General features: G+C 73.1%; 16 protein-coding genes, 1 tRNA gene and 1 riboswitch. Of the genes, 9 read left to right on the forward strand and 8 right to left on the reverse strand.

What is annotated here, in order from left to right; genetic code table 11:
- Positions 1 to 20 precede the first annotated feature (20 nt).
- Entirely contained in the window at positions 21 to 542 is a 522-nt protein-coding gene (locus ACGFZS_RS11210; RefSeq protein WP_355713779.1) for a MarR family transcriptional regulator, read from the reverse strand.
- Positions 543 to 618: 76 nt separating this feature from the next.
- Between ACGFZS_RS11210 and ACGFZS_RS11215 the strand changes: the two genes are divergently transcribed.
- The 4 genes from ACGFZS_RS11215 (at position 619) to ACGFZS_RS11230 (ending at position 4,640) form a co-directional block, all read left to right on the forward strand.
- Entirely contained in the window at positions 619 to 1,749 is a 1,131-nt protein-coding gene (locus tag ACGFZS_RS11215; RefSeq protein ID WP_393794848.1) for a dihydrofolate reductase family protein, read from the forward strand.
- A 90-nt stretch (positions 1,750 to 1,839) separates the two neighbouring features.
- A tRNA-Met gene (locus ACGFZS_RS11220) sits at positions 1,840 to 1,913 on the forward strand.
- Positions 1,914 to 2,221: 308 nt separating this feature from the next.
- Positions 2,222 to 2,381, forward strand: a riboswitch (cyclic di-AMP (ydaO/yuaA leader).
- 7 nt (positions 2,382 to 2,388) lie between these two features.
- Positions 2,389 to 3,429 (forward strand): M23 family metallopeptidase, encoded by a 1,041-nt coding sequence (locus ACGFZS_RS11225; RefSeq protein ID WP_393794849.1) that lies wholly within the window; start codon positions 2,389 to 2,391, stop codon positions 3,427 to 3,429.
- Positions 3,430 to 3,695: 266 nt separating this feature from the next.
- Positions 3,696 to 4,640, forward strand: a complete 945-nt coding sequence (locus tag ACGFZS_RS11230; RefSeq protein ID WP_393794850.1) for an aldo/keto reductase — start codon at positions 3,696 to 3,698, stop codon at positions 4,638 to 4,640.
- 63 nt (positions 4,641 to 4,703) lie between these two features.
- Here the strand turns inward: ACGFZS_RS11230 and ACGFZS_RS11235 are convergent, their stop codons facing one another.
- The 4 genes from ACGFZS_RS11235 to ACGFZS_RS11250 all read right to left on the reverse strand — a co-directional run bounded on the left by ACGFZS_RS11235 (position 4,704) and on the right by ACGFZS_RS11250 (position 9,839).
- Positions 4,704 to 6,056: a PrsW family intramembrane metalloprotease gene (locus tag ACGFZS_RS11235; protein WP_393794851.1), complete on the reverse strand. Its 1,353-nt coding sequence runs from the start codon at positions 6,054 to 6,056 to the stop codon at positions 4,704 to 4,706.
- 10 nt (positions 6,057 to 6,066) lie between these two features.
- Positions 6,067 to 6,948, reverse strand: coding sequence for a tRNA (guanosine(46)-N7)-methyltransferase TrmB (trmB, locus tag ACGFZS_RS11240; protein WP_393794852.1), 882 nt, complete (start codon positions 6,946 to 6,948; stop codon positions 6,067 to 6,069).
- 66 nt (positions 6,949 to 7,014) lie between these two features.
- Positions 7,015 to 8,235: an L-2-hydroxyglutarate oxidase gene (gene lhgO, locus ACGFZS_RS11245; RefSeq protein WP_393668552.1), complete on the reverse strand. Its 1,221-nt coding sequence runs from the start codon at positions 8,233 to 8,235 to the stop codon at positions 7,015 to 7,017.
- Between the two features lie 179 nt (positions 8,236 to 8,414).
- Positions 8,415 to 9,839, reverse strand: coding sequence for an MFS transporter (locus tag ACGFZS_RS11250; RefSeq protein ID WP_359211684.1), 1,425 nt, complete (start codon positions 9,837 to 9,839; stop codon positions 8,415 to 8,417).
- A gap of 759 nt (positions 9,840 to 10,598) precedes the next feature.
- On the opposite strand from ACGFZS_RS11250, the gene ACGFZS_RS11255 reads away from it, so the two are divergent.
- Together ACGFZS_RS11255 and ACGFZS_RS11260 are read left to right on the forward strand one after the other, a co-directional pair.
- Entirely contained in the window at positions 10,599 to 12,677 is a 2,079-nt protein-coding gene (locus ACGFZS_RS11255) for an asparagine synthase-related protein (RefSeq protein ID WP_359211681.1), read from the forward strand.
- A gap of 343 nt (positions 12,678 to 13,020) precedes the next feature.
- Complete coding sequence (locus tag ACGFZS_RS11260) at positions 13,021 to 16,341, forward strand: BTAD domain-containing putative transcriptional regulator (RefSeq protein ID WP_393794853.1); 3,321 nt, start codon at positions 13,021 to 13,023, stop codon at positions 16,339 to 16,341.
- On the opposite strand, the gene ACGFZS_RS11265 is transcribed toward ACGFZS_RS11260, so the two are convergent.
- Positions 16,328 to 18,229: a sigma-70 family RNA polymerase sigma factor gene (locus ACGFZS_RS11265; protein ID WP_393794854.1), complete on the reverse strand. Its 1,902-nt coding sequence runs from the start codon at positions 18,227 to 18,229 to the stop codon at positions 16,328 to 16,330. The genes ACGFZS_RS11260 and ACGFZS_RS11265 overlap by 14 nt on opposite strands.
- A 231-nt stretch (positions 18,230 to 18,460) precedes the next feature.
- A complete protein-coding gene (locus tag ACGFZS_RS11270; protein ID WP_393794855.1) occupies positions 18,461 to 19,234 on the reverse strand; it encodes a TetR/AcrR family transcriptional regulator in 774 nt (257 codons plus the stop codon).
- Positions 19,235 to 19,658: 424 nt separating this feature from the next.
- On the opposite strand from ACGFZS_RS11270, the gene ACGFZS_RS11275 reads away from it, so the two are divergent.
- On the forward strand, positions 19,659 to 21,038 hold the full coding sequence (locus ACGFZS_RS11275) for an NAD(P)/FAD-dependent oxidoreductase (protein ID WP_393794856.1): 1,380 nt from the start codon (positions 19,659 to 19,661) through the stop codon (positions 21,036 to 21,038).
- Positions 21,039 to 21,221: 183 nt separating this feature from the next.
- On the forward strand, positions 21,222 to 22,868 hold the full coding sequence (locus ACGFZS_RS11280) for a SpoIIE family protein phosphatase (RefSeq protein WP_393668458.1): 1,647 nt from the start codon (positions 21,222 to 21,224) through the stop codon (positions 22,866 to 22,868).
- A gap of 71 nt (positions 22,869 to 22,939) precedes the next feature.
- Here the strand turns inward: ACGFZS_RS11280 and ACGFZS_RS11285 are convergent, their stop codons facing one another.
- On the reverse strand, positions 22,940 to 24,211 hold the full coding sequence (locus ACGFZS_RS11285; RefSeq protein WP_393794884.1) for an MFS transporter: 1,272 nt from the start codon (positions 24,209 to 24,211) through the stop codon (positions 22,940 to 22,942).
- Between the two features lie 141 nt (positions 24,212 to 24,352).
- Between ACGFZS_RS11285 and ACGFZS_RS11290 the strand changes: the two genes are divergently transcribed.
- Positions 24,353 to 24,901 carry a MarR family transcriptional regulator gene (locus ACGFZS_RS11290; protein WP_355728094.1) on the forward strand — a complete coding sequence of 183 codons (549 nt, stop codon included), beginning with the start codon at positions 24,353 to 24,355 and terminating at the stop codon, positions 24,899 to 24,901.
- The last annotated feature ends 375 nt before the right edge of the window (positions 24,902 to 25,276 follow it).

A 25,276-nucleotide genomic window follows, 5' to 3' on the forward strand; every position in this document is an offset into this window, starting at 1 on the left:
CGGTTTCGCGAATTCCGGGTTCACGAACCGGAACAGGGTGACGACCGCCGCCGCCAGGGCACCTCGTCGGACGTCGGCCGCGGGGTCTCGGCCCCCTCCAGCGCCCGTACGATCACCGAGCTGATCTCCTCCAGCTGGTCCACCTGCTCCTCGGAGAGATGGTCGAAGACCGCCGCCCGCACCGTCTCCACATGCCCCGGCGCCGTGCGCTCCAGGACCGCCATGCCCGCGTCGGTCAGCAGGGCGAAGCTGCTCCGCTTGTCCCACTGGCAGTCCTCGCGCCGGATCAGCCCGTCCTTCTCCAGCCGGGTCACGGCGTACGTCAGCCGGCTCCGGGTGATCTTCGACTTCTCGGCGAGGTCGGTCATGCGCAGTTTGCGCTCCGGCGCCTCGGAGAGGTTGGCCAGGATCGAGTAGTACAGATGCGGCATGCCGGCGTCCTGCTGGAGCTGCCGGTCGATCGCGTCCTCCAGGAGGTGCGTCGCCGCGATGTACGCGCGCCAGGCGCGCTGCTCCTTCGAGGTGAGCCAGCGAGTCGTCATACACCCAGTGTAGGTTTGTTTCAAACTTTAACCAAGCGTCCAGTTCACAGCCCGCCGCCGAGAGTGAGCGCGTCCGATGCCGTACCCCCACGTCCTGCTGTCCGCCGCCGTCTCCCTCGACGGCTACCTCGACGACACCGGCCCCGACCGACTGCTGCTCTCCTCCCCGGCCGACTTCGACCGCGTCGACGAGGTGCGGGCCTCCGTCGACGCCATCCTGATCGGCGCCGGCACCATCCGCGCGGACAACCCGCGGCTCCTGGTCAACTCCCCGGAGCGGCGCGCGGCCCGGACCGCCGCCGGCCGGCCCGAGTACCCCCTCAAGGTCACGGTCACCGCGACCGGCGACCTCGACCCGGACGCGCGGTTCTGGCACACCGGCGGCGAGAAGACCGTGTACACGACGGACGAGGGCGCGCGGCGGGCCCGCGCCCTCGGCATCGCCGCCGACGTGGTCCCCCTCGGCGCCGACCTCGACTGGCCCTCGCTCCTGGAGCACCTGCACGACGTACGAGGCGTACGGCGCCTCATGGTCGAGGGCGGCGGCACCGTCCACACCCAGCTCCTCCAGCAGGGCCTGGCCGACGAACTCCAGCTGGTCCTCGCCCCGCTCCTCGTCGGCGACCCGAAGGCACCCCGGCTGTTCGGCCCGGGCGGCTACCAGGGCGGGCGGCTGCGGCTGGTCGAGACCCGCCGGATCGAGGACGTCGTCCTCATGCGCTACGAGCCCACCGCCCCCGGCGCGGACGCGTCGGTGTCCGCCGCGGACCGGGCGTGGCTGCGGCTCGCCTGCGAGCTGGCGGCCGAGTGCCCGCCGTCCCGGACCGCGTTCAGCGTCGGCGCGGTGGTCGTCGCGGCCGACGGCACGGAACTGGCCCGCGGCCACTCCCGGGAGGCCGGCGACCCGGTGGTGCACGCCGAGGAGGCGGCCCTGGCCAAGATCCCCCCGGCCGACCCCCGCCTGCCCACGGCCACCGTCTACACCAGCCTCGAACCCTGCACCCACCGCGCCTCCCGCCCGCACCCCTGCGCCGAGCTGATCCTCCGGGCCGGGGTGCGGCGGGTGCTGACCGCGTGGCGCGAGCCGGACACGTTCGTGACCGCGGCCGACGGGACGGGGATGCTGCGGGAGGCGGGGGTGCGGGTGCTGGTACTGCCGGAGTACGAGAGCGCGGCGAAGGCACCGAACGGGCATCTGCCGGGCTGAGCGGAGGTGTGGAGCCGAGGCCCCGCGGACCCCACCGGTTTTAACCCGTGTGACTCCCGTGCTTCTGATGGCGTATGCTGGTTTCACCGACGCGGGGTGGAGCAGCTCGGTAGCTCGCTGGGCTCATAACCCAGAGGTCGCAGGTTCAAATCCTGTCCCCGCTACTGATGACTCAGGGCCGGAATCCAAGAACAAGGATTCCGGCCCTGAGTCATGTCCGGGCCCGTCGCAGGTGACACAGGGTGGCCGGACGACCGCCCTGCGCATAACGTCTGAGTCACCATCAAAACGTGTGTGACTCCTGTGTTGAGCAGGAGGCCTGGTCAACTCGACCGTTTTTGACCTGTCGTGGCTGGTAAGTCCATGCTTTGAAAGCTTAATGATCAAGGAGAACAGCTTGGAATCTGACAGCCGGGTCTATTAACGTTCGATAACGCAGCGCGGTCGTCCCAGCCGTCACCCGCGACGGCTCCGCGCGCACGCGCCGAATCCCGCAAGGGAACCGGGGAACCACCACCTTGGGGTGAATCGCACGGCTGCCGCCGGTAGGAATCGGCCGGTATACGCGCGTAGGAGACCTTCCCGCTCCGAACCCGTCAGCTAACCCGGTAGGCGACGGAAGGAAAGGAGTGCGCCCGCGTGGCGTCCAACCGGCCTGCTCCGACAGCCCCGTTCGTGCCCAGCCAGCGTCAACCCGACACCTTCGGCTACGGCAGCTACCGCACCGACGAGGGCCCCTGGGAGGAGTGGAACCCCACCGAGGATTCCCTCGCCCAGACACGCGGCCGGCACCGCGTCGCCAAGCAGAAGGGCGGCGGACTCGCCCGCAGCTCCACGGTGCTCGGCGTCGGCGTCATCGCCGCCGTCGGCGCGGGCGGCATGGCCAGCGCCAACACCGGCAAGCCGCCGGTCTCCATCTCGCTGCCCGACCTGCCGTCGTCCGTCGACTCCCTGCTAGGCGAGGGCGGCGGCCACCAGGCCACCCAGACCGCGCTCAGCAGCGTCACCACCGCGACGACCGCCACCGACGCGGACTCCTCCTCGTCCGACGCCGGCGAGGCGCTGCGCAGCCGGATCATCGCCCAGGCCGAGCAGCAGCAGAACCAGCTCGACACCAAGGCCAGCGCCAAGGCCGTGGCCGCCGCCGACAAGGCGGTCTACGACGCCGAGGCCAAGGCGGTGAAGGCGGCGGCCGCCAAGGCCGCCGACGCCAAGGAGCAGGCCGAGGCCGACGCCAAGGCGAAGGCCGAGAAGGAGCGCCTCGCCGCGCTGGCCAAGCAGTACACGCTGCCGGTCGTCTCGTACACGATCACCGGCACCTTCGGCCAGGCCGGCTCCATGTGGTCCTCCGGCTACCACACCGGGCTCGACTTCGCCGCGCCCACCGGCACGCTCATCAAGGCCGTCCACGGCGGCACGGTCACCGAGGCGGGCTGGGCCGGCTCCTACGGCTACCGCACGATCCTGACCCTGGACGACGGCACCGAGCTGTGGTTCTGCCACCAGTCGTCGATCAGCGTCTCCGTCGGCCAGAAGGTCGCCACCGGCGATGTCATCGGCCGCGTGGGCGCCACCGGCAACGTCACCGGCCCGCACCTCCACCTGGAGGTCCACCCCGGCGGCCAGGCCACCGGCATCGACCCCATGACCTGGCTGCGCGGCAAGGGCCTCAACCCGTAACGGGTCACCCCCCCCCGACGAACCACAAACCACGAACCACGAACCCCGGGATCCCCGGCGGCCCCGACGACAACCCCCCGGCGTCCGGGCCGCCGGTCCGGTGTCTCCGGCCGGACATCCGTGCGGTGTTTCCGGCCGGACAGCCGTCCGATGTTCCCGGCGGGGCGCCCGTGCGATGTTCCCTGCGGGACGCCCGTGCGCCTGTTTACGAAACCTTCGTACTGCGCCGGGATGGCCTGCCGGGGCGGCCCGCGTTGATACAGAGCATGACTGCTCTTCGCGAACTCGGCTCCTCCGACCTCGAGGTCTTCCCGCTCGCCCTCGGTGGCAACGTCTTCGGCTGGACCGCCGACGAGGCCGCCTCCTTCGCCGTCCTGGACGCCTACGCGGCCGCCGGCGGCAACTTCGTGGACACCGCCGACTCCTACACGGCCTGGATCGAGGGCAACCAGGGCGGCGAGTCCGAGACGATCATCGGCAAGTGGGTCACGGCGCGCGGCAACCGCGACGACATCGTCATCGCGACGAAGGTCAGCCAGCACCCCGAGTACCCCGGCCTGTCCGCCGCCAACATCAAGGCCGCCGCCGACGCCTCCCTGCGCCGCCTCGGCACCGACCACATCGACCTCTACTACACGCACTTCGACAAGCCGGAGATCCCGGTCGAGGAGATCATCGGCGCGCTCGACGAGCTGGTGCGGGCGGGCAAGGTCCGGCACATCGCCGCGTCCAACATCACGCCGGAGCGCCTCCAGGAGTCCCTGGACCTCTCCGACCGCGAGGGCCTCGCCCGGTACGTCGCCCTCCAGCCCCACTACAACCTGGTCTCCCGCGACACCTACGAGGGCCCCCTCCAGGACCTGGCCTCCCGCACCGGCCTCGCCGCGGTCCCGTACTTCTCCCTGGCCGCCGGTTTCCTCACCGGCAAGTACCGTCCCGGCACGACGGTCGACAGCGCCCGCGCGGGCCGCGCCGCCCAGTACCTGGAGTCCGAGCGCGGCCGGCGGGTCCTCGCCGCCCTGGACGAGATCGCCGAGACCCACTCGGCCCCCGTCCCCACCGTCGCCCTCGCCTGGCTGGCGGCCCAGCCCACCGTCGCGGCCCCGATCGCCTCGGCCCGCACCCTGGACCAGCTCCCGGCCCTGCTGGGCGTGGCGGACCTGCACCTCACGGACGAGGAGGTCACCAGGCTGACGGCGGCCTCGGCCTGACGGCAGCCTCACGGGCACCGTGGCGGTGGATTCTTGCGGTGCCCACCGGCCGTACCGGCCGTACTACGTCTGGTAAGGGTTGTACGAGGGGTACGGCACCGCCGTCCCGTACCACCCCGGGCCCCCGTAGGCCGGCGCCGGATAGCCGGCGTACCCCGGCCATCCGCTCGGCGCCGCCGTCCGGGCCGCGTACTCCAGGGCCGGGCGGACCAGCTCCCGCCGGTTCCACAGCTCGGCCAGCAGCTCCCGCTCGCGGACCACGAAGTCGGCCCCGGCCCGCCCCCGTTGCCCCCGGCGCCGCAGCAGCGCCAGGGTCGTCGCGTACGCCTCGTACTCGGCGACCGCCCGCCCCGTCGGCTTGCCGAAGTGGTAGGCGGCGTACTCCCGGGCCATCTGACGCGCCCGCATCGACCCGAGGACGAACGGCTCGGCCGCCCCCAGCCACCCCGCGTACACATACGCCGGCAGCTCCTCGCGCACGGTCCGCAGCTCCCGCTGCCGGGTCCAGACGGCCAGCCAGGTCAGCAGCCCGAACATCGGCACCATGAACATGCCGTACACGGCGAAGAACCCGAACTGCCCGAACGTCGAGGACCCGTTCCAGAACGCGTGCATGCTCATCGCGCACAGCAGCCCGGCGACCGGCACCAGGGTGCGCCGCGTCCGCTGCCGGTCCGTGGAGAGCGCGGCGAGGCCGAAGCCGATGCCGGTGAAGACGGTGAACAGGGGGTGCGCGAAGGGCGACATGACGATGCGCACGAAGAAGGTCGCGGCGGTGACGGAGGCGATCCCGGTGCCACCGGTCAGCTGGTCGGTCCCGAAGGCCGTACCGAGGTAGAGGATGTTCTCGGTGAACGCGAACCCGGTGGCGGTGACCCCGGCGATCACCACCCCGTCGACGATCCCGGTGAAGTCCCGTCTGCGGAACAGGAAGACCAGCAGCACGGCGGCGGCCTTGGCCGACTCCTCGACGATCGGCGCTATCACCGTCGCCCCGAGCGTGTCCGCGCTGCTCGGATCCGCGGTGGCCGTCGCTATCCAGCGGGTGGCGAAGCTGTTGGCGACGATGGCTATGAGCGCGGCCGCGCAGGCCCCCCAGGCGAACGCGAACAGCACGTTCCGCCAGGGCCCCGGCTGGACCCGGTCGAGCCACCGGAACGCGGCTATGAGCAGCGGCACGGGCAGTACGGCGAGCCCCAGCCCGACGAGGAAACCCTCCGTGCCCGTCTGCTCCCGCACCAGCGCCAGGATGACCAGCCCGGAGAGGGCGAGCAGCGTGCTCAGCGCCCCGTACCGCACCCAGCGCCGCTGCCACCAGCGGGGATGGCGCAGACCGTCCCCGGCGGGGTCCGGCGGATACGGCGGACGTGGCGGATACGTCGGATACGACGGGTACGGCGGCGGGTAGCTGGCCACGGCATCGACCCTAACGAGGTGACTCCAGTCGGTGCTGCTCGCTCTGCCGCACCCGATGCTGTACGCGACGGAAGAGCAGATCGTTCACCACATGTCCCTTGTCCAGTCCCTGACCCTCGAAACGGGTCAGCGGCCGGTGCCCGGGACGTGGCGCGAAACCGCCCTCGGCCTGTGTGTTCTCGAACTCCGGGTGCGCGGTGAGCACGTCGAGCATCTGCTCGGCGTACGGCTCCCAGTCCGTCGCGCAGTGCACGACCGCCCCGGGCCTGAGCCGGGTCGCGGCCAGGTCGAGGAACTCGGGCTGGATCAGCCGCCGCTTGTGGTGCCGCTTCTTGGGCCACGGGTCGGGGAAGTACACGCGCAGCCCGTCGAGCGAGTCGGGCGTGAGCATCTCCCGCAGCAGGATGATCGCGTCGCCGTTGCCGACCCGGACGTTGGACAGCCCCTGCTGGTCGGCGAGGTTGAGCAGGTTGCCCTGCCCGGGGGTGTGCACGTCCACGGCGAGGATGTCGGTGCCCGGGTCCTCGGCGGCCATCTGCGCGGTGGCCTCGCCCATCCCGAACCCGATCTCCAGCACCACCGGGTGGGCGTTCCCGAACAGCTCGGCGAGGTCGATGACCTGCTGCCCGTCGATGTCCAGCCCCCACTTGGGCCACAGCCGCTGCAGCGCGTCGGCCTGCCCGGCGGTCACCCGGCTGCGGCGCGGCTGGAAGCTGCGGATCCGCCGCTCGAAGTGCGACCCGGCCGGATCGGCCTGCGGGCCGTCGGGAAAGCGCGGCTCCCCCTTGGCCCGGGTGTGCCGGACGGACACACCGGGGGTGTGGTGGGAGCCGACGCCGGGGACGGTCTCGGCGGGCTGAGGGGTTTCGGGGGCATTGAGCGAGTCAGACACAGTGAAGTCGATTTTACGGTGCCCGCCGCGCCCCGGAAGGCCTCCTGGACGGCTTCCTGGGCGGACTCACACCGAACCCAGCATCTCCAGCGCCCGCCGCGCCACCTCCCGCCCGATCGGCAGCGAGGCCGTCGCCGCGGGCGAGGGCGCGTTCAGCACATGGACCGCCCGGGCCCCCTCCTTGATCAGGAAGTCGTCGACGAGCGTCCCGTCCCGCAGCACGGCCTGCGCCCGCACCCCGGCCGCGGCCCGCATCAGGTCCCCGTCGTCCACGGCGGGCAGCAGCCGTCGTACGGCCGTCGCGAACGCGCGCTTCGACACCGACCGGCGCAGCTCGCCGCCCCCGTACCGCCAGTGCCGCCGGGCCAGTGTCCAGGAGCCGGGCCAGGCCAGTGTGCCGGCCACCTCCCGCGGCCGTACGACCCCCCACCCGTAGCCCTCGCGGGCCAGCGCCGGCACCGCGTTCGGCCCGATGTGCACGCCCCCGTCGATCCCGCGCGTGAGATGCACGCCGAGGAACGGGAACGCCGGGTCGGGCACCGGGTACACCAGCCCGCGTACCAGCTCCGGCCGCGCCAGCTCGTAGTACTCCCCGCGGAACGGCACGATCCGCATCTCCGGGTCGTCGCCGGTCAGCCGTGCGACCTCGTCGCAGTGCAGCCCCGCGCAGTTGACCAGCACCCGGCCCCGGACGACGTCGCCGCCGGCCGTCCGGACGGCGACCCCGAGGTCCGGCCGCCGGTCGATCCGCTCGACCCGGGCGCCGTAGCGGAGCTCCGCGCCGGAGGCCGCGCCGAGCTGCCGTGCGACCCCCACGAAGTCGCAGATCCCGGTGGTCCCCACGTGTATGGCGGCGAGCCCCCGCACCTCGGGTTCGTACTCCCCGATCTGGGCGCCCCCCAGCTCCCGCACCGGTATCCCGTTCTCCCGGCCGCGCTGCACGAGCGCGTGCAGCCGGGGCAGCTCCGCCCGCTCGGTGGCGACGATCAGCTTGCCGGTGACGGCGTGCGCGATGCCGTACTCCGCACAGAACTTGACCATCTCGGCGGCGCCCTTGACGGCGTACCGCGCCTTCAGCGACCCCGGGCGGTAGTAGATCCCGCTGTGGATGACCCCGCTGTTCCGCCCGGTCTGGTGCCGGGCCGGCCCGGCCTCCTTCTCCAGCACGGTGACCCGGGTCCCGGGCGCGGCACGGCTGATCGCGTACGCCGTGGACAGCCCGACGATCCCACCCCCGACGACGAGCACATCACAGTCGTAAGCAATCCCGGCCCGCACCTGCACCACCTCCCACGCTCGATAGTGCACTGCGCCACTGACATCACTTTCAAACGCACGGTTGTGAAGCGCCCCTTTAGGGGCGCGGGGCTGTATTCGATATGCGGCTACCGCCGCGTGGGCGCGACCAGCCCCCACGCACCCGCACCCGCAAGATCACAGCAACCCGGCAGACGACTGGGCGACCCTCACGCCGGCGCCATCAACAACGGCCGGGCCCGCTCGCGCAGCTCCACCACCCTCGGCTCGTCCCCGTACGGCTCCAGCCGGTGCAGCAGATCCTTCACGTACTCCGTCGTCCGCGCGGACGATATCCGCCCGGCCACCTCCACGGCCCGCACCCCCTGCTCGCAGGCCGCGTCGAGGTTCCCCGACTCCAGCTCCGCGACGGCCGAGACGACCAGCCGCAGCCCGTGCGACCGCACGAACTCCTCCGTCGGCTTCGACAGCGCCTGCTCCGTGAACCGCCGCACCTGCCGGGGCGCCTTGAGATCGCGGTAGCACTCCGCGGCGTCGGCGGCGAACCGGTCGTAGCCGTAGAAGCCGAGCCAGGAGGGATCGTTGTCCCCCTCGCGCGCCCGTTCCAGCCACCCCTCCGCGGCCTTCAGCGCGGCCCCCGCCGCCTGTGCGTCGCCCGCACGCGCGTGGGCCCGTGCCTCGACCAGCCGGAAGAAGCTCATGGTGCGGGCGGTGGCCAGCCCCCGGTTGCGTTCCACGGCGGCCTGCGCGAGATCGACGCCCTCGTCGCCGAATCCGCGGTACGTCGCCTGCAGGGACATCGATGCCAGCACATACCCGCCGAGCGGCACGTCCGCCGCCGCGCGGGCGAGCCGCAGCGCCTGGATGTAGTACCGCTGCGCGGCCTCCTGCTGCCCGGTGTCGAAGGCCATCCAGCCCGCCAGCCGGGTCAGTTCGGCGCTCGCGCCGAACAGCGCCCGCCCGACCTCGTCGGAGTACGCGCCGAGCAGCAGCGGCGCCGCCTCCACCCGTAAACACTCCGGCACCATCGACGAACGCCAGTCGCCGCCCCCGTACTTGGAGTCCCAGCGCCTGGCGTCCTCGGCGGCCTCCCGCAGCTTCTGCACATCGCTGTGGCCGACTTTGAGCGCCGCGCCCGCGCCCTCGGCGCTGTTGGCCTCGCGTGCGACCGAGCTGTCGGCGGGGGTTATCAGCCAGCGCGAGGCGGGCGTTGCGTACGCGCTTACTGCGAACGATCCGGCCAGGGACTGCCAGATGCCGCCGGTACCGGCCCGGCGGCCGGCGAGGTCGAGACGGTACAGCTCCGTCGCCGACCGCACCGCCTGTCCGACGTCTCTGGGGAAGGCGAGGCCCACTTCGGGCGCGGGGTCCGCGTCCGCCAGGCCGATCTCGTGGAGCGGCACCGGGCGGCCCAGCTTCTGGCCGATCGCGGCCGCGATGAGGTGGGGCGCGGCGCCCTGCGGCACCATGCCCTTCGACACCCAGCGCGCCACCGACGTCTTGTCGTAGCGAAGAGTCAACCCGCGTTGAGCGCCAAGATCGTTGACGCGTCGCGCGAGTCCTGCGTTGCTGATTCCCGCGAGGGCGAGAACGGCGCCGAGCTTTTCGTTCGGCCCGCGTTGCTCCCTGGACATGCGCCACCCCTCGACACAGACGGCTGCCGCGCTGGCATAACCACGCGGCATTCGTAAACCCAGCGTAGTTCGCCGCATCCCAAGCGTTAAGGGGCATTGTTCCGGATGGCGGGATTGTGGTCCGTACGAGAGTGCGGCCCATATACGCACCGTGCACGGCACGTCGCGACGTGCCCCCGCCGTGTGGCCGTGCGCCCGTCCGTGCGCTCTTCTCCGGCCATCGGGGGAACGGTTCCATGATGGTGCGTGGGTCGGCCCGCTGTACTGGATCCAGTGGGCTGGGGGACACCGCCACCTACATCCCCGCGGGTGGCGGACCGGTCCGGGAGGCGATGCCCGCCTCCCGGACTGTGCGCGTTCAAACACACGCGCGGGCGATGCGCAAAGCATGTACGGAGCGTGCGCAAGGCCGTCCACGCTTCGCCGATTTGGCCGAAAATCGACCCCACCTTTTGCGGGCGATCAACGCTCCTACCATGGGAATTGAGGGCGCGAAGGGCGTTCTGGGGGAGCGTACAGGGGGCGCATTCGCGTCGCAGTTGCCGGGGGCCGTACGGCAGTCGGCTTCCGCCGCGGCCCCTTCGCAGATCCTCCCCGGCCCCTCCGCGGCACGCGCGCGTGGGCCGGTCCTGCGGCAACTCCCCGAAATCTTCCAGGGATCAAAGGCGGCCCCACCATCCCTCCGGAGCGCGTCCTTCATGGCAGCATGGGGACCCGGTTCGTACCGTGCATGGTTGTCCACAGCCTGTGGAGGCGTCGATGCGGTGGTTGGTGGGATGGAGCAGCACCGCCTCCGGTGCCGCCACGATCGGCTCCGCCGGCGCCATGGGCCACGACGGCGAGACCGTCCACCCCGTCGGCTCCCAGTTGCTGTGGGGCGACCCCGATCCGCTCTGGGCGGTCGGCGACTGGCGCCCCGACGAGGTCCGGGTCATCAAGGCCGACGCCCAGAACCGCATCGCCGTCCTCGGCACCTGCGGCGCCACCGACGAGGAGCTGCGGCTCGGCCTCTTCACGGCGCGCGGGGGCGCACTCCGGCATCTGACCGCCTGGTCCGGCAGCTACACCGCCGTCGTCCAGGTCGGCCGCCGGGTCACCGTCTGCGGCGACCTCGCGGGCGCCCGCCCGGTCTTCTACAGCCCCTGGGCAGGCGGTACGGCCTACGCCACGGCCGCGCTGCCGCTCGCCGACCTCATCGAGGCCAACCTCGACTACGGCCATCTGGCCGCGCTCCTGGCCGCCCCCGACGTGCCGGCCGCGGTGCACGACTCCACCCCGTACGAGGGCGTGCGGCGCATTCCGCCGGGGCATGCGCTGATCCTGCGCACCGGGGCGCGCGAGGTCGCCGGGTACGAGCAGGTCGCCTCGCTCGCGGTCGCGGCACCCTCCGCCGACCCGGACCGCGCGGTGGACGCCGTACGGGACGCGCTCGTAGAGGCGGTACGCGCGCGGCTGTCGGCGCCCCGGCACGTCCCGGACATCGATCCCGGTCCGGTGCCCGGAATGGGCCCCGCCGAGCGACGCGCGGCGCGCGGGATGCCGGTCCCGGGCATCGGCGCCGACCTCTCCGGCGGCCCGGCGTCGGGCACCCTCGCGCTGCTCGCCGCCGGCCTGCCGGGCATGCCGGGCACGGTCCTGGGCCACGGCACGGGCGCGGGGGAGCGGCTGCTGGCCGTCACCTTCAACGACCTCGCCGTGGGCGGCCGCGAGGCGGAACTCCAGCGCGCGGGAACGCTGGCGGCCAACCCGCGCCTGCACCACGTGGTGGTGACCGGCGGCGAGGACATGCTCCCCTACGCCGACCTCGACGGCCCCCTGACCGACGAACCGGGCCCGTCCCTCGTCCACGCGGCCCGGCACCGCGCCCGGCTCGCCGCAGGCAGCGCCGACCACTTCACCGGCTACGGCGCCCGCCAGGTCCTGGACGCGCACCCCGCGCGCCTCGCCGACCTGCTGATGGACCGCAAGCGCCGCCACCTCGTCCGCCCGGTCGCCGCGCTCGCCAAGGCCGACGGCTCCGTGCTGGTCCCCGCGCGCGTGTACGGCGCGGCGCGGCGCCTGGCGCGCACGCCGTACCGCGCGGGCGTCGAGTCCCTCGCCGAGCGCCTGCTGCGGCGCCGCTTCGACGACCCCGGAGGCGCGGTGGGCGCGTCCCTCGCGGCGCTCTCCTGGGCGAGACCGGGCCCTGCCGCCCGCTGGCTGACCGGCGAGGCCCTGGCAGAAGTATCGGTTCTGCTCCAGGGGGCGGCGAACCGCTCCGGCGTCGGCCCCGGACAGCGCCCCGGAGACTACCGCGCGCGTGCCGTACTGGCCCGGCACGCCGCCGACATCCGCGTCCTGGAACAGGCCGCCGAGATCCGCTCCCAGCGCCTGCACGCGCCCTTTCTCGACAACCAGGTGGTCCGCGCCTGCCGCGACCTCCCCGAAGCGCTGCGCGTCCAGCCGGGGGCCCGCGCGGCCATCCTCCGTACGGTCCTGGAGGGCGCCGGCGTCACCGACCTCCCGCCGGGCTGGGGCGCCCCCTCCCACGCCTCCTCCGCGGCCGCCACCCGCACGGGGCTGCGGGTGGCCGCCGACGACCTGATCGCCCTCTTCTCCACGCCGCTGCTGGCCCAGGCCGGCCTGGTGGAGGCCCGCGTGGTCCGCAAGGCGCTCCGCGCGGCGGCGGCGGGCGAGCCGCTGCCGCTGGACGGCCTGGCCGACCTGGTCTCCCTCGAACTGTGGCTGCGCCGGCTCCTCTCCCGCCGCGGCACCTGCTGGACGGGCACACCGGCACGCGCGCGTGCGGTCCCTGCGGGGATCCGGCCGATGCGGGGGGCGCTGGCGTCGGGGGCGTGACCCTCCGGGGGTGGCCGAGGACGACTGGGGCGGGTGCGGCAGTCGTTCGGGTGCGGGCGGGTACGGCAGTCGTTCGGCGGCGGGTCGGTGGGGGCTGGTCGCGCAGTTCCCCGCGCCCCTGAAGGGGCACTGTCCAGCCGCTTCTCGTCAGCCGCGGGCGCCGCGCCGGCCGCCTTCCTCAGCTGCGGGCAGGCGTGCCGCAGGGCGGCACGGGTGGGCGCGGCGGCACCCTGCCGGCGCCGGTAAGCGAAACCCCCCGCCCCAGCCCCCACCCCGGGCAACCGTTCGACCCCGCCGCCGAAACCCCCGTGCCCCACTCCCCCACCCCGGCGACAATGACCCGGTGCGGTACCGAATCCTGGGCGTGACCCAGGCCAGCGACGACCAGGGCACCCCCATACCCCTCGGCGGCCCCCGCCTCCGCGCGCTGCTCACCGTCCTCGCCCTGCACCCCACCCGCACCCTCACCCCCGAGACCCTCATCGCGGAGATCTGGACGGACGACCCGCCCCAGGACGCCCCGGCCGCCCTCCAGGCCCTCGTCGGCCGGCTCCGCCGCGCCCTCGGCAAGGACTCCATCGCCTCCGGCCCCGGCGGCTACCGCCTGGCGGCGCGCGAGGACGACATCGACCTCCATGTCTTCGGCCGGCGGGTGGGCGACGGCACGGCCGCCCTCGCCGCCGGCGACCCGGTGACGGCCCACCGCCTGCTCACCGAGGCCCTCGCCCTGTGGCGCGGCCCCGCCCTCGCCGACCTCCCCGACCGCGCCGCGGCCGCCGCCCGCCCGCAGGCGCTCCGGCTGGAAGCCACCCGCGCCCGGGCCGACGCCGCCCTCCGCCTCGGCCGCGCCTCCGACGCCGTACCGGAACTGACCGGGCTGACCGCCGTCCACCCGTACGACGAACCGCTGCACGCCCTCCTCATCCGCGCCCTGCGCGACACCGGCCGCCCGGCGGACGCCCTCGCCGCGTACGAGACCGCCCGCCGCACCCTGGCCGAAGGCCTCGGCACCGACCCCGGCCCGGAACTCCAGGCGCTGCACGCGTCGTTGCTCAAGCAGGAACCGGCCCCGCCCGGCGCCCCGCCGCCCCGCACCGGCAACCTCCGTCCACGCCTTACCTCTTTCGTGGGCCGGGAACCCGAACTCAAGGCCGTTCGTTCCGAATTGCACAGGGCCCGCCTGGTCACCCTCACCGGACCGGGCGGCTCCGGAAAGACCCGTCTCGCCGAGGAGGCCGCCGCCGGCCGCCCACAGGCATGGCTCGTCGAGCTCGCCCCGCTCGACCGCCCGGAGGCGGTGCCCGGCGCGGTGGTCAGCGCCCTCGGTCTGCGCGAGACCGTGCTCCTGACCAACGAGCTGGCGATTCCGCAGGCCGATCCCACCGCCCTGCTCGTCGAGCACTGCGCCCCGCGCAGCCAGCTCCTGATCCTTGACAACTGCGAACACGTCATCGAAGCGGCCGCCGCCCTCGCCGAGACGCTGCTCACCCACTGCCCCGGGCTCACGATCCTCGCCACCAGCCGTGAACCCCTCGGCGTCCCCGGCGAGTCGGTGCGTCCGGTCGAGCCCCTCGCCCCGGAGCAGGCGCACCGGCTCTTCGAGGAGCGCGCCGCCGCCGTCCGCCCCGGCGCCGGCACCGCGCTCGGCGACCGGGCGGCGGTCGACGAGATCTGCCGCCGCCTGGACGGACTGCCGCTCGCCATCGAACTCGCGGCGGCCCGGCTGCGGCTGCTGACACCCCGGCAGATCGCCGACCGGCTCGACGACCGCTTCCGGCTGCTCACCGCCGGCAGCCGCACGGTCCTGCCCCGCCAGCAGACCCTGCGCGCGGTCGTCGACTGGTCCTGGGACCTGCTCGACGAGCGGGAGCGGACGGTCCTGCGCGAGGTCTCCGTCTTCGCCGGCGGCTGGGACCTCGCGGCGGCGGAGGCCGTGTGCACCGGCCCGGCCGCCGACCTCGTCGGCGCGCTCGTCGACAAGTCCCTGATCGTCGCCGCCCCGGACGGCACCGGCGCTATGCGCTACCGCATGCTGGAGACCATCCACGAGTACGCCGTGGAGCGGGCCGCCGAGGTGCCCGGGCTGCGCGCCGCTGCCGAGCGGCGGCACCACGCGTGGGTGTGCGCGCTGGTGGCGGAGGCGGAGCCGAAGCTGCGGTCGGCGGAGCAGCTCCCGTGGATCCGCCGCCTGGAGACCGACCTGGACAACATCCGCGCGGCCCTGGCCCGTGCGCTGGACGCGGGCGACGAGGCGGGGGCGGGCCGGATCGTCCTCGCCGTCGGCTGGTTCTGGTGGCTGCGCAACTACCGCCAGGAGGCGACGGGCTGGGTGCGCGCGGTGCTGCGCCTGGGCATCGCGCGGGACGCCCTGCCCGAGGGCGCCGGCCCGGACGAGCTGCGCGCGGCCGCCGGGACGGCGGACCTGGTGGGCGCCCTGCTGGCCGCGCCGCGGGCCGAGGCCGGGCATCCGCTGTACGAGCTGCGCATGGACCTGCGGCTGTTCGACCTGTTCCTGACCTCCGAGTCCGGCGGCTCCCCGGACCTGGTGACGGACGAGCGGGCCCCGGAGTACATCACGCTCGTCCGGGCCTCCTTCGAACCGGGCGGTCCCCGGGCCGCCCGGCTGCCGGGCCTCATCTGGCCGCTGACCGCCTGGTACCTGGGCAACCCGGTGAACGTCGGCCCCGACCTGTCCTCCGTCGTCGCCAACTGCCGGACGCACGGCGGCGACTGGGAGGTCGGCGTCACCCTGATGTACCGCACCCATGTCCTGGTCGACTCACCCGGCAATCTGCGGGGCGTCGACGAGGACCTGGCCGAGCTGCGGATCCTCAGCCGCCGGGTGGGGGACCGCTGGATGCGCGCCCAGGTCTGCAGCGCGGCCGGCGAGGCGGACATGGCACGCGGCAGGTTCGCCGAGGCGGCGGGCGAGTACGAGGAGGCACTGCGCCTCGCCCACGAGGTGGGGGCGTACGCGGAGAGCCCCTTCCTGCTCGCCCGGCTCGCCGAGATCGCCTTCCGCTCCGGCGACCGGGCGGGCGCCGAAGCCGCCCTGGACCGCGCGGCCGAGGCCTCCGACCGGTACGGGGTGGCGGAGACGAAGGCGTACGTGGCCGTCCTGCGGGCGCACATCGCCCTGCACAACGGCGACCTGGCCCGGGCGCGCGCCTGCTACGAGACCGCTCGTGCGACGACGGTGGGCGGCCCCGCGCCGCCGCAGTTCATGGCTGCCTTCCACGCCGTCGAGGCACTGCTCACGGCGATGGAACAGGGCCCCGCGCGAGCCCTGCCGATCGTGGCCGGGGCGCTGCGCGAGGCGGTGGAGCACCGGTGCGCCGAGGCGATCACGGCGGCGCTGGTGGACATCGGCGCCGACCTGCTGGCCCGGCTCGGCGATCTGGCGGGCGCGGTACGGCTGTTCGCGGCCGCCGACCACTGGCGGGACGGCAGCGCCCGTCCCGAGCCGGAGCGCGGCCGTGCCGAGGAGGTCGACCGGGCCGCCCGCGCGGTGCTGACCGCGCGGCGGTACACGGCCGAGCGTTCGCGCGGTGCCGCCTTCGCCACCGAGGACGTCCTGCGCGAACTGAGCAGGACGGCGGCCCCCAGTGGCGCGAGCGGCACGGGCGGCGCGGGTGCTACGGGCAGTACGGCTATCGGCAGGTGAACTTCGACTCGGCCCAGTCGGCGAGCGCCACCGTGTCGAAGGGGCCGAGTGGTTCGACCTCCAGGCGCACGGTCCTGCGCCCGGCGAGGTTCACATGGACGGGTACGGCGGCCTGTCCGCCCTCGACCACCCCGGACCGCCACAGCCGCACCCCGTCCGCGTAGACGGCGAAGGTGACCTTGCCGAGGCCGAGCGTCATGTCGTCCACGCCGGCCAGCGCGTCGTAGGCGGTGCACTGCCGGTTGAGGTCGATGGTGACGGAGGACCGGCCGTGCACGGTGACGCCGTGCGCGTACTCCTTGTCGGCGACCGTCACGCCGTACCGCTGCCAGACCCAGCTGCTCTCCCCGAGCCGCATCTCGGGCCGGGTGCCGTCACCGGTGACGTCGAAGCTCAGCTCGCTCCACTCGTAGACGACCGGGGCCGGCGGCGGCGTGGGCGTCGGGGTCGGGGTCGGGGTGGGCGTCGGTTTCGGGGACGGCGTGGGCGTCGGGCTGGGGGTGGGCGTCGGTTTCGGGCTCGGTGTGGGCCTCGGGCTGGGCGTCGGTGTCGGGGTGGGCGTCGGGGCCGGCGCGGGGGCGAGCACGACCGGCTCTGGTCGCGGCTTCTTCTTCGAAGGCGAGGGAGCGGGTGTCTCGGGCTGGACGACCGGCGCGGACGGGGCGGGCTCGGCGACCTTCTTGGCCGGGTGGCTGTCGTTCACCAGGGCGAGGGCCACCGCGGCGACCGCGGCCGCCACCACTCCGGCGGCGATCCCGGCCTTCACCGGCGCCCCCAGCCCCTCCGAGGCGGCGGCACCGCCCGCGCCGCCGCCCGCCCCGCCGGACGAACCGCTCGCCGCGGCGGCCGCGCCAGCGGCCCCCACTCCGGCACCACCGGCGACGATCCCGAGCGCCTTGGCGTACCCGGCGACCCCGAACCAGCCGATGACCGCGACCGGTACGACAGCCGGGATACCGGCGGCGACCTCTTCGATCTGGGCGGCGGCCAGCCGGCACTTGGCGCACTCCTCCAGGTGCTTGCGCAGCCCCCGCTCCGCGCGGATGCGCAGCTTGCGGCGGGCGTAGCCGCCGAGCTGGTCGGCGTAGCGGGCGCACTCCTCGTCGTCGATGAGGGAGGCGCTCACATGGGCCTGGAGGTAGGCCTGCTTCAGCCCCTCGCGGGCCCGGCTGGCGAGGACCCGGGTGCCGTTGGCGTCCAGCCCGAAGAGGGTGGCCACCTCGCTCGGCGACTCGTCCTCGACCTCGGTGTGCCACAGCACGGCCTGCCAGCGCTCCGGCAGCGAGCGGAACGCCTGCATCGCCATCGACTGCTCGGCCTCGTGCATCGCGAGCACATCGGCGCCGAGATCCATGCCCGCTCCGAAGGAGCCGATGGACGCAGTGTCGTCGGACACCTCGGAGCCGCGCGAGGCCTGCGCCGCGAACAGCGCGAAGTCGTCGACCAGTTGCTCGCGCCGGGCCGACTTGATCCACTGCGCGGCGACCCGTCGCACCGAGGTGAGCAGATAGGCGCGCACGGCGTACTCGGGCCCGGCCCCGCCGCGCACCGCCTGCAGCATGCGGGCGAACACCTCGGCGGTCAGGTCGTCGGCGGTGTGCCCGTCCCGGCAGCACGTCCGCGCGTAGCGCCGCACCGCGTCCGCGTGCCGCCGGTACAGCTCCTCGTACGCCGAGTCGTCGCCGGCCCGCATCCGCTCGATCAACTGGCTGTCGGCGGGCGGCAGCTCCCGGGGCGGCGGCAGCACACTCCCGTCCCGCTGTGCCGGAACGTTCCCCTCCGGGGCTTCGCCGGCGGGTGGCACCTGGGCGCGCCCGCCCTGGCTGGGCACCTGCGGCAGGGCCGTCTCGTCACCGACGGACGACTCGTCCCACCCGTCAACGCTCATCGCGGATGCCCCCGATACCTGCCCAATCCGACCGAATCACCGAGTCAGACTGCCACATTGGCTTTTGTTCAGGACCTGAAGGGCCAGACCTACCACTCGTCCGAGCGCACCTGTCAACACGCCGATCCAACAATCACCCGTAAGGGGAAGGGGGGTGCGCCCTCAGGTGGGCGAGGCGGTAGCCGATATGCGGCTACCGCCCCGTGGGGCGCGACCAGCCACAGCCCACCGTCAGGGGCGAGAACGCAGCCCCTCCAGCAGGATGTCCAGCAACCGCGACGAGGCCGCCGCCTGCTGCGCCGCGTCCGGCAGCGACGGTGCCGCCGTGGCGATCACCAGCAATACGTCGGAGACGGACACGTCGGGCCGCAACTCGCCCGCCGCCCGCGCCCGCTCCACCAGCCGCCCGACGACCTCGAGCAGCTCGGCCGCCCCCGCGTCGTCCTCGGCGCCGGACACCGGCTCCCGTTCCTCCGGGACCAGCCGCAACTCCCCGGCCCCCGGCTGCGTCCGCTGCTGCGGCACCCGGGCCTCCTCGGCCCCGGCACCGCTTCCGCCGACCTCCTCCGGCACGCCGACGCGGAGCACCTGCGGCGGCAGCAGCCGCCCGGCCCCCGACGCCACCGACGTCCGCAGGAAGCGCGACAGCGCCGACCACGGCTCGTCCTCCTGCCCGAGCGCGGCCCGCGCCTGGTCGGTCAGCCGGGAGGTCTCCTCCTCGGCTATCCGCCGCACCAGCACGTCCTTGCTCGGGAAGCGCCGGTACACCGTGCCGACCCCGACCCGCGCCCGCCGCGCCACGTCCTCCATCGGCGCGCCGTACCCCAGCTCGCCGAAGACCTCGCGCGCCGCACGCAGCACGTGCTCCAGATTGCGCTGTGCGTCCACCCGCAGCGGCGCCGTACGCGGCCCGTCACCGCGCCCGTTGCCCGCCGCCGCGCTCACCGTTGCGCCACCCGCCGCGAGAGCGGAGGCCGATGACCAATGTGTGTCCTGAATGTGCATCTGTGTTCCCCCGGTTAATGACGTCTCCCCCCGGAGACTCTCCCCGCACTGATAGCCGGAGCGAGCGGAACTGGCGCCGACCGACGACCGGCCGACAACCGGTCCATGACCGAACCATGGACCACGGGCCGGCCGGACCGCCCGTCGCGGACCGTTCGACCACATCCCCTACACCCCGTCGACACACGAACATAGTTGAGAGGCTGTCAATTCAGAAGGGGGACGTTCCGCACGGAGCGCCCCCCGATCGGAGTACGGGTCGTTTACGTCCCGATTAGTTGCTTTCACGCCCCCACGTCCGCCCCCGCTGACCTGGCCCCTTTCCTCCGGCCTCGACCACGCGTCCGACACCCCGCACAGGCGATCGCCGGTCACACAAATTGCCGGGGCTGTGGACAAACAACAGTCACGGGTGCGTCATGGGATGGTGAAGGAACGTGCGCGCATTCTCGTTGTCGGCGGCGGCTACGTCGGGATGTACACGGCCCTGCGGCTGCAGCGGAAACTGAAGCGGGAGCTCAGCCGTGGTGAGGTCGACATCACTGTCGTCACCCCCGATCCCTACATGACGTACCAGCCGTTCCTTCCCGAAGCGGCCGCGGGTTCCATTTCCCCTCGTCATGTCGTCGTACCCCTGCGGCGCGTTCTGGACCGGTGCCACGTCGTCATCGGCGAGGTGACCTCCGTCGAGCACACCAAGCGCACCGCGGCCGTCAGCACCCTCGCCACCGCCGAGGAGCGAAAAGGCGCCACTTTTCTGGAGTACGACGAACTGGTCCTCGCCCCCGGCTCGATCGCGCGCACCCTGCCCATCCCCGGGCTCGCCGAGCACGGCATCGGCTTCAAGACCGTCGAGGAGGCCATCGGCCTGCGCAACCACGTCATCGAGCAGATGGACATCGCCTCCTCCACCCGCGACCCCGCGATCCGCGACGCGGCCCTCACCTTCGTCTTCGTCGGCGGCGGCTACGCGGGCGTGGAAGCCCTCGGCGAACTCGAGGACATGGCCCGCTACACCGCGCGGTACTACCACAACGTCCAGCCCGAGGACATGAAGTGGATCCTCGTCGAGGCCACCGACCGGATCCTCCCCGAGGTCGGCCCCGAGATGGGCCGCTACACCGTCACCGAACTGCGCCGCCGCAACATCCAGGTGCTGCTGGACACCCGCCTGGAGTCCTGCGCCGACCGGATCGCCGTCCTCAGCGACGGCCAGCGCTTCCCCACCCGCACCCTGGTCTGGACGGCCGGCGTCAGACCGCACCCCGTGCTCGCCGCCACCGGCCTTCCGCTCACCCCGCGCGGGCGGCTGAAATGCACCGCCGAGCTGACCGTCGACGGCGTCGACCACGCATGGGCCGCGGGCGACGCCGCCGCCGTTCCCGACGTCACCGCCCCCGAACCCGGCACCGAGACCGCCCCGAACGCCCAGCACGCGGTCCGCCAGGCCAGGGTCCTCGGCGACAACATCATCCACACCCTGCGCGGCGAACCCCTCGACACCTACGCCCACAAGTACGTCGGCTCCGTCGCCTCCCTCGGCCTGCACAAAGGCGTCGCCCAGATCTACGGGCGCAGGCTGAAGGGCTACCCTGCCTGGTTCATGCACCGCGTCTACCACCTGAGCAGGGTGCCCACCGTCAACCGCAAGGCCCGCGTGCTCGCCGAATGGACCCTCTCCGGGCTCTTCAAACGGGAGATCGTCTCGCTCGGATCGCTCGAACATCCCCGGGCGGAGTTCGAACTCGCGGCCGGTGGAAAGCCTCCTCACAGTCCCTCCGACGACTCGAACGGGTCGTCCTGACGGAACTCAGGAACTCCACGGCCCGCCCCGGCGTCTGACGAATGTCGTCGCCGACGGCCACCCTGCCAGACTGCCCCCCGACCGAGCACAAGGCTTCTCCCCAGAACTGCCCCGGGGACATCCCCCGAGGACCCCCGGCCGCTCCCGTAGCCGGCCGGAGACGACGACACGAGGCAAGGTTTCGTGAACTTCACGCGCTGGAGCGCCCGGCTCCCCGGAACGCAGCGCCGCGCCGCAGCGCGGACCGAGCACGCGGTCCCCCCGGACCGACGGGGAGAAGGCTCCGTGCCCGCTGCCCGCGCCGAACAGCTGACCGACGGCCCGCCCTGCGTTCCCGCCGTCGACGAACTGCCCGCCCGCGACGTCCTCGACCGCGTCCCGGCCCTGGTCGCCCTCGTCCACGGCCTCGACCACCGCATCGCCTACGTCAACGACGCCTACACGACGGCCTTCGGCGTACGGCCCCCGGGCGCCCTCGCCCGCGAGGCACTCCCCGAACTCGCCGAACTCGGTCTGCTCCCCCTCCTCGACCAGGTCCTGCGCAGCGGCAAACCCCGCACCCTCAAGTCCCGCAAGGCCCTCGACGGCCGCACCTACACGTTCACCTGCACCCCCGTCGCCGAGAACGGCGACCGCGACGGCGGCGTCCTCCTCTTCGCCACCGACGTCACCGACCACGCCGAAGCCGCCGAACGCCTCCGTGCCAGCGAACGCCGCCAGCGCGAGACCGCGGTGACCCTCCAGCGCAGCCTGCTCCCCCAGGAACTCGAACAACCGGACGATCTGCGCATCGCCGCCACCTACCAGCCCGGCGGCACCGAGGCCGCGGTCGGCGGCGACTGGTACGACGTCATCACCCTCGGCGGCGGCCGTACGGCCCTGGTCATCGGCGACGTGATGGGCCGCGGCGTCCGCGCGGCGGCCGTCATGGGCCAGCTCCGCACCGCGGTCCGCGCCTACGCCCGCCTGGACCTGCCCCCGCACGAGGTCCTGCAGCTCCTCGACGTCCTCGCCGCCGAGATCGACCCCAACCAGATCGCCACCTGCGTGTACGCCGTCCACGACCCGAACGAGGGCCGGCTGGTGTACGCCTCCGCCGGCCACCTCCCGATCCTGGTCCGCGACGAGAACGGCACGGTGCTCCGCGCCGACGAACCGACGGGCCCGCCGCTGGGCACCGGCGGCTGGATCCACGCCTCCGGCTCGGTACCGCTGGGCCCCGGCTCCACCGCCGTCCTCTACACCGACGGCCTGGTGGAGCGCCGCGACGAGGACCTGGACGAGGGCATCGCCGCGCTGGAACGCGCGCTGGCCGGAGCCACCGGCACCCCCCAGGTGGTCTGCGACCGCCTGGTCCGCTCGGCCGGCGTCACCGCCGACCACTACGACGACGTCGCCGTCCTGGTCCTCCAGCACCCGGCCCGCACCGGCCCGGACGGCGACCTCTTCCGCAACGCCGCGCTGGAACTCCTCGGCGGCATCGAGGCGGCGCCCCGCGCCCGCGCCTTCGCCTCCGGCGTCCTCACCAGCTGGCGCTTCCCGGCCGACCTCCACGACCTTGGTGTCCTCGCCACCAGTGAACTGGTCGCCAACTCCCTCCAGCACGGCATCCCGCCCATGCGGCTGCGGCTCCGCCGCACCGACCGCCGACTGATCATCGAGGTCACGGACGGCGACGACCACCTGCCACGGCGGCGGCGCGCGGAACCGGGGGACGAGTCGGGGCGGGGGATCGCCATCGTGGCGACGATCGCGTCGGGGTGGGGGTCGCGGCGGACACCCGGGGGCGGGAAGGCGGTGTGGTGCGAGTTCGTGCTGCCCAAGGGGTAGGGGTGCGGCCGTCGCGCGAGTGCCGGTGCGTGGGGGGTTGCTCGCGCAGTTCCCCGCGCCCCTGCGGGGCGCTAGGCGCTCACGGACTCCGCAGGCGTGCCGCCCCGTGCCACGACCACGCTCCGCGCGGCGAGCCAAGGCCGGTCCTGCACCTCGGTCAGCCGCTTGCCCAGCCGTATCGCCAGCACGCTGATGCCCAGTGAGAACAGCAGGAAGGTCACGATGTACGGCGCCGGGAGCGACGCGGCCAGCGGGCCGCCCACCGCCGGGCCGACTGCCAGGGCCAGCTGCTTCACCAGGGCGAACGCCGAGTTGTACTGACCGGCCAGGCCCGTCGGGGCGAGGTCGGCCACCAGCGGGGCGACCGTCGGCGACAGCATCGCCTCACCCAGCCCGAACAGCGCGTACGTCGAGACGAAGGCGGCCGTCGCCATCTCCTGGCTGCCGTGCCCCAGCCCCGCGTACCCCGCCACGACCCAGGCCACGGCCCAGATCAGCCCGACGCCCGCGATCACCCGGGACCGCCGCCGACGCTCGACGAACCGCAGCACGGCGAACTGGGCGACCACGATCATCAGCGTGTTCGCGGCCAGCGCCGTACCGAGCGCGGACGTCGATATCCCCGCCGCCTCCACGCCGTACGCGCTGAGCCCGGACTCGAACTGCCCGTAGCAGGCGAAGAACAGCACGAAGCCCAGTACGGACAGCTGCACCATCGCGCGGTTGCCGAGCAGCTGCTTCCAGCCGCCCTTGGCGGACGCGGACGGCGCTCCGGCGATCCTCGGTGCCTGCGGCATCCGCACCGTCGACATCACGACGGCCAGCAGCAGGAACATCGCCGCCTCGATCGCGAAGAGGAGGGTGAAGGAGGAGACCCGGGTGGTGTCGACGAGGTGACCGCCGATGAGGCCACCGACACCCAGCCCGAGGTTCTGCAGGAAGAACTGTGTCGCGAAGGCCCGCGAGCGCGTCTCCGCCGACGAGCAGTCCACGATCATCGTCGCCAGCGCCGGCTGCATCACGGCCTGCCCGGCCCCGAGCAGCGCCGCCGCGGTCAGTACGGTCGGCGCGCTCCCCGCCAGCCCCAGGCTCAACGCACCCGTCGCGGCCAGGACCAGGGCGGTGAGCAGGACCGGGAGCGGGCCGCGCCGCACGATCGCCCGGCCGGCGAACGGCAGCACGATCAGCGCGGCCACGGCGAAGACGGCGAGCACGATCCCCGCCGTCATGGCACCCAGTCCCCGCACCTGCGCCACATAGACGTACAGGTAGGGGACGGTGAAGCCGAGCCCGAACGCACTGAGTGCGTTGCCCACGTGGATCCGGCGCATCGCTGCGCCCATCGCCCTGGTCACGTTCACCTCTCTCAGGTAGTTGACTCAGCGGACTGCTGAAGTCTGAAGACTTAGAACCTAAAGTTCGAAGCTAAAGAGTACATCTCGAAGGACTTCGACGCCAAGCTCGTTCGTGCGATACTTCGGCCCATGGCCGACACCACCGGCGCCGGCGAGCCGACCCTCGACGAGCAGATCGCCGCCTACCAGCGCGAGTTCCAGGACCTCGACCCCCAGGTCGAGAAGATCGTCTCGGCGCTGTCCCGGCTCAACCGCCGGATGAACGTCGCCTACGGCCGCCAGACCTCCGCCCTCGGCATCAGCGGCGCGGAGTGGGAGGTCCTCAAGGCCCTCGTCCTCTCCGGCGTCCCTTACCGGATGGGCCCCAGCGAGCTGGCCAAGCGCCTCGGGCTCACCCCGGCCGCGATGACCCACCGCATCGACCGGATGGTCGCCGAGGGTCTGGTCACCCGGGAGAGGGACGAGTCCAATCGGGTCCGGGTCATCGTCGAGCTGACCCCCGAGGGCCGCGAGAAGTGGCTGGAGGCCATGCGCCTCGCCTCCGGCTTCGAGGAGGACCTCCTCCAGGACCTCACCCCGGCGGAACGCTCGGTGCTCGGCGAGGTCCTCACCCGCCTGCTGCGCCGCGTGGAGCACGCCCAGCCGGACGCCGGCGGCCGGCTCACCGACCTGGACTAAAAGATCTTGACAAGGGGTACTTGACACGCCCCTGGCCGATCCGTAGAGTTCTCCGGGTTGCCGCAGAGCCGGAACGGTTCTTCGGTAGCAACTCCGCCGCCCCGAGCGGCACCTCAAACCATCAGTACGATCTCCCGACCGGGTTGATTTCGGCGTGCCCGAATTCAATTCGAATAGGGACCGGCGGCCCCGATTGGGAATCGCCGAGCGGATCCGCTAAGGTTTGAGACGTCGGAACGGCCCAACCGCCGGGAAGACAACCCCCGCTGACTGGGAATCAGACGCCGAAAGGATCTGATAGAGTCGGAACCGCCGGAAAGGGAAACGCGAGAGCGGAAACCTGGAAAGCACCGAGGAAATCGGATCGGAAAACGG

The sequence above is a fragment of the Streptomyces sp. NPDC048288 genome (assembly GCF_043201555.1).
In the GTDB taxonomy this organism is placed as follows: domain Bacteria; phylum Actinomycetota; class Actinomycetes; order Streptomycetales; family Streptomycetaceae; genus Streptomyces.